This window comes from Motilimonas pumila (genome assembly GCF_003596335.1).
Taxonomy (GTDB): domain Bacteria; phylum Pseudomonadota; class Gammaproteobacteria; order Enterobacterales; family CBDFNC01; genus Motilimonas; species Motilimonas pumila.
This window is the reverse complement of the sequence record NZ_QZCH01000060.1, coordinates 1-5,056: the sequence shown is the minus strand read 5'-3', so window position 1 is coordinate 5,056 and position 5,056 is coordinate 1. Positions and strand designations below refer to the sequence as shown.

At 42.8% G+C, this 5,056-nt stretch carries 2 protein-coding genes; both read right to left on the bottom strand.

What is annotated here, in order from left to right; all coding sequences use genetic code 11:
- A partial coding sequence (locus D1Z90_RS20045; protein ID WP_232525322.1) for a condensation domain-containing protein occupies window positions 1-1,640 on the bottom strand: 1,640 nt, incomplete at its 3' end.
- The coding region (locus tag D1Z90_RS20040; protein ID WP_119912555.1) for an aminotransferase class V-fold PLP-dependent enzyme at window positions 1,640-5,056 on the bottom strand (3,417 nt) is incomplete at its 5' end. The genes D1Z90_RS20040 and D1Z90_RS20045, both read right to left, overlap by 1 nt.

The window sequence follows — 5,056 nt, the reverse complement described above, 5'->3', positions numbered from 1 at the left end:
GCCTTGACCTGCGTTTCAAACAACTCATGAATGCATTTGTCTTTCGGGTAATCTGCAGCCGTATCGTTCCACTCCACCAGTAATTGGTGACGCTCTTGGTCGTTTAACATCTCGACTTTAAATACACTTTCATCGGGTGTACTTATCAATGCATTGAGCAGGGTATTAAAGTGACCCGCCATACGGATAATGCTGCGCTCATCAAACAGGTCTGTGTTGTATTCCCAACCAAGCAACATACCTTGTTCACTTTCCTGAATATTCAGGGTTAAATCAAACTTAACCACCCCTTCACTTTGTTGCTCTACCGACTTCAGGGTCAGGTCCGGTAACTCCAATATGCTTTGCTCATTGTTTTGTAATATCAACATCACTTGAAACAGTGGACTGTGACTTAAACTGCGCGCCGGTTGCAGCCGCTCGACGATTTGCTCAAACGGCACCTGTTGATGAGCATACGCATCCAGCAACATGGTTTTGCTTTGATTCAGTAAACTGTTAAAGCTTGGGTTTTCCGACAGGTCACTGCGCAATACCAACGTATTAACAAAGAAACCGATGAGCTCCGCCACCTCTGTCTGCTCTCGGTTGGCAATAGGGCTACCCACAACAATGTCAGTTTCGTTGCTGTAACGGGATAACAGGGTAGAGAAGGCTGCGTGTAGTCCCATAAACAAGGTGGCACCTTGTGCCTGGCACAAAGTGTTTAGTGCCTGACTGGTATCCTTATCCAGTTGTGATGAGTAAGTTCTACCAACAAAGCTTTGTAGTTTCGGCCTTGCATAGTCTAGGGGTAAATTATGTGCCTCAGGTAAACCTGATAACTGTTTTTCCCAGTAACCGAGTTGACTATCTAATACTTCACCCTGCAACCAATTACGCTGCCAATGGGCATAATCAGCATATTGAACTTCAAGTGCTGGCAGTGGGTTACTCAGGCCTTGCACGTAAGCACTGTAAAGTGCTTTAAACTCATTAATCAAGATAGCCATTGACCAACCATCGGATGCGATGTGGTGCATAGTTACTAATAACATGTGCTCATTTTCTGCCAGCTTTAGTAGTTGTGCACGCAGCATTAGGTCATTGCCTAAATCAAACAACTTGCCCGCTTCTATGGTCACCCTTTCGGCGATAGCTAACTGCTGCGGCCCTGGCTCAACCTGAGATAAGTCATCAATCTCCACGGCAAACTCAGCCGCGGGGGTAATCAATTGGAACGGTGTGCCTGCATCGTCCGCCGCAAACACGGTACGTAGACTCTCATGGCGCGATAGAATGGTGGTAAATGCTTGATTAAGAGCAACCACATCCAGTTTTCCCGATAGCTTAAGAGCTGCAGGCATATTGTAATGGGCACTGCCACCGTCTATCTGATCCAATAACCATAAGCGTTGCTGACTGTAAGATAATTTGATAGATAATGTACTATCTTCTAAACGATGAATAACTTGTGTTCTAGAAGTACTATCGTTACCTTGCATCATTAAAAATGAAATAATTTTCTGTTTATTTTCAGTAATTGTTTTTTTTAAATCTACCGTTAACGCCCCTTTACTAGCTTTATAGGCAAGGGAATTCCCTTTTAAGTAGAGGTGAACACCTTTTTTTGCAGCTGTTAATATAATCTGGCTCGCCATTAGAATAATCCCTCTTCTAATGATTCATCCGTAGATAAATTAACCAAATAAGAACTATTCAGTGATAAAGCATCTATCATACTCGCAACGTTCGACACCGTTGCGTCAGCAAATATAGATTGAAGAGATAATTTTGTATTATATTCTAAGTTAATTTGCGCTAATACTTTAGTCGCAAGTAGTGAATTGCCGCCTAACTGGAAAAAATTATCTTTCACACCCACTATCTCTACTCCTAATACCTTTTGCCATATGGCACACAACTTGTCTTCTGTATTCGAAGCTGGAGCGACATACTCTCCTTGCTGCTCAGACAAATCCAAACCTAGCAATCTCTTCCTATCGACTTTACCATTAGGAAGCAGCGGCAATGCATCCAACAATATAAATACTGCTGGAACCATGTAATCAGGAACTAGCTGGCTAATGTGTGTACGCAACGTCGTTTTAATTTCTTGCTCAACCTCGTTATTTCTATCGCATGGCACAACATAAGCGACTAAAATATCTTCTTCGGATTCACTCTGCATCATTAACACTAAAGCACTTTTTACCACTTCATGGCAATGTAAAGCATGCTCGATTTCGCCTAGCTCTATTCTAAAACCTCGAATTTTGACTTGATTATCAATCCGACCAAAAAATTCAAGTTCCCCCTCCGGTAACCAGCGAACCAAATCGCCTGTTTTATATAAACGCTCGCTGCTACTGCCTTTAAGAATGTCGTAAAAAGGGTTCTTTATAAACTTCTCTGCCGTTAAAGCTGGTAAATTATGGTAGCCTCGTGCGACGCATGCTCCACCGACATGTAACTCACCAAATACCCCCTGCGGCACTGGATTAAGGTGACTATCTAGTACTATTAACTGCGTATTTCTCATCGCTTTACCAATCGGCACTCGCCATTGCGCGTAATTACTTTCAGCTTCATCAGATAATGAAGCTAGTCGGTTGTGCTCATGGTTGGAAGGCTGTTCGACAAGTGCATTGGCAATTCGCAACTGATCCACTAAAACCTCACGTAAATCTTCATAAGTTGTGAGTGGATTAGATAATACGATCCGAAATACTGTAATCGGCCCCCCTTTGTAATTAGGTAGCTGAATAGTCGTTTTTGACGCAAAGCTTCCACCTGATGCAAATTGTGCCTGTTGAATTTTTGTCACGACCTCACTTATCTCCTGCTGTTCGGCAACGGAATAGCTTGAAGCTGAACGAAGTGAGACCGGAATATAACGGTAATTGATAATGTTTAAATCTGGTGTTCCTACCAACTGAAAGCTATCACAGTTTTGTACCAAGCGGGTATAGTACTGAGTTTTTCGCATGCTCTGTTCAATTAACCAAGCGTAACCATTTTGCCCCAACACATGTAAGCTAGCGTGCAATAATAAGGCGTGTGCTGGACGAGAACCTTCAACGGTATACTGACCCAAGTCAAAACTACCTTTTTGAGCCTGATAATTAGCATGGGTTGCAATGCTCGAAGCTCCATGGGGATCTTTTAACAAACACAAACTAATGCCTTGCGAAATATACAACATCTTATGAGGACAAAAAGTTATTGAATCAGCTTGTTCAATACCTGCCAAGCGCGAACGATGAGACGGTGATAACTGAAAAGCACCACCCCAGGCCGCATCAGCATGAAAATGGATGTCATTTTCATGTGCAATAGCCGCAATCTTGGCTAATGGATCGACTGTGCCCGTTTCTGTCGCCCCTGAAATGCCTACTACCGCAATAATAAAGATATTATTGCTGCGACAATATTCAATACTACGTTGTAGCGCTGACATCGACATTTTTTGTTGCTCATCTTGAGCCACATACATAATGCCATCTTCACCAAAGCCCATCATGGAAACACTTTTTCGCATTGAATAATGCATTAGTTGTGTTCCCAGTACGACAGCTCGTTGGTATCCTTTTTCAGCTAACAATACATGTGCACCTCGCTTTACTAGGTCTTCCTGACTGTATCCCAACGCCAAAATCCCTCGGTTTCGGGCATAACTCAACGCGGTCATATTGGCTACACTGCCTCCTCCTGTGACTGCGCCAAATACATAATTAGGATCTTGGCAATTGTCGTCATAGAACGAATTTGGTAACTGGAAGAACAAACGATGCATCATAGCCAGAACCTGTCGCTCAATCAGTGTCAGGCTATTTGAGGTCTCTACCTTCACCATATTTTGGTTTAATCGCGCAATCAGGCGATTCAGTTCGGGAATAAAACTCGGTAATTTAGAGGTCATGTGCCCGATATAACGCTGTGATGTCACATCAATCACATGAGGTAAGATAGTCTCACAGAGCTGGCCTACATAGTCTTGGTACTCGACTGGCATCTGCGGCAATTCACTCCGACTGTACCTGTCTCTGAAAAGCTTATTTGCATCAATGGAAGGAGGTTGCTGATAATTAAAATTAGGAACAAATGAAGGCTTCTCTGGCAACCCATTATCATGCGGTGACTCTAGGAAATATTGCATGACTTCAGGGTTACCTGAAAATGCATTCACAAGATAAGCAGATACATCCCCTCCTACTTCACTTGAGCCATATAAGTTTAATAATTTAGCTTCTGGTAACGAACGATAAAAGTCTCGTGCCTCTTTCAATTGAAGCGCTTCACCACTAGAGATAACTAAACGTAAAGTCGTCATTTCAAACAGTGCATTCTGCTCGATTAAAAGTTTCAACAATGAGGGCACCAAAGTAAGCCTTGTAATCTTATGTTCTATTACAAGCTGAGCAAAGCGAGCCGTATCTAGTGACACCTGAGTAGGAATGATGACCAAAGGGTTACCGTATGCCAGAGCCTGAAATATTTCTGCAACATGATCAACAAAACCAACCGCTGTCTTTTGACAAAAAACTTCATCATCTTGGGCGGGGTATTGCTGTGCCATCCAGGTGACTCTATTGATTATACTAGCATGCGGTGCTTCAACTCCCTTTGGCTTTCCAGTTGAACCTGAAGTATAAATAACATAAGCCAAATGCTGTAAAGTTAACGTTAACTGCTCCCGACTAAGATTATCGATTGGCTGCTGCTGAAGCTTTTGAGTCGTAATATTATCATCCAAGCAAATTGCCTGTGTAGTAGCAATAGGTAAACTTTCCAACAAGTCAGAGTGAGTTACTACGGTCTCGAGAGTGGCATCTTCCAACATAAAGGCAAGGCGCACTGAAGGGTAGCTAGGATCCAGTGGTACATAGGCAGCTCCGGACTTAAGAACCCCTAACATAGCCACAACCATGTCAGGGGACCGCTCAATACAAATGCCCACTAAGGTATCTGGTTTTACCCTCCTCTCATTAATTAGGTAATGCGCCAGCTGATTGGCTTTGCTATTTAGTTCGCCGTAACTAAGTTGTTTATCTTTAAAGATTAAAGCGGTGGCATC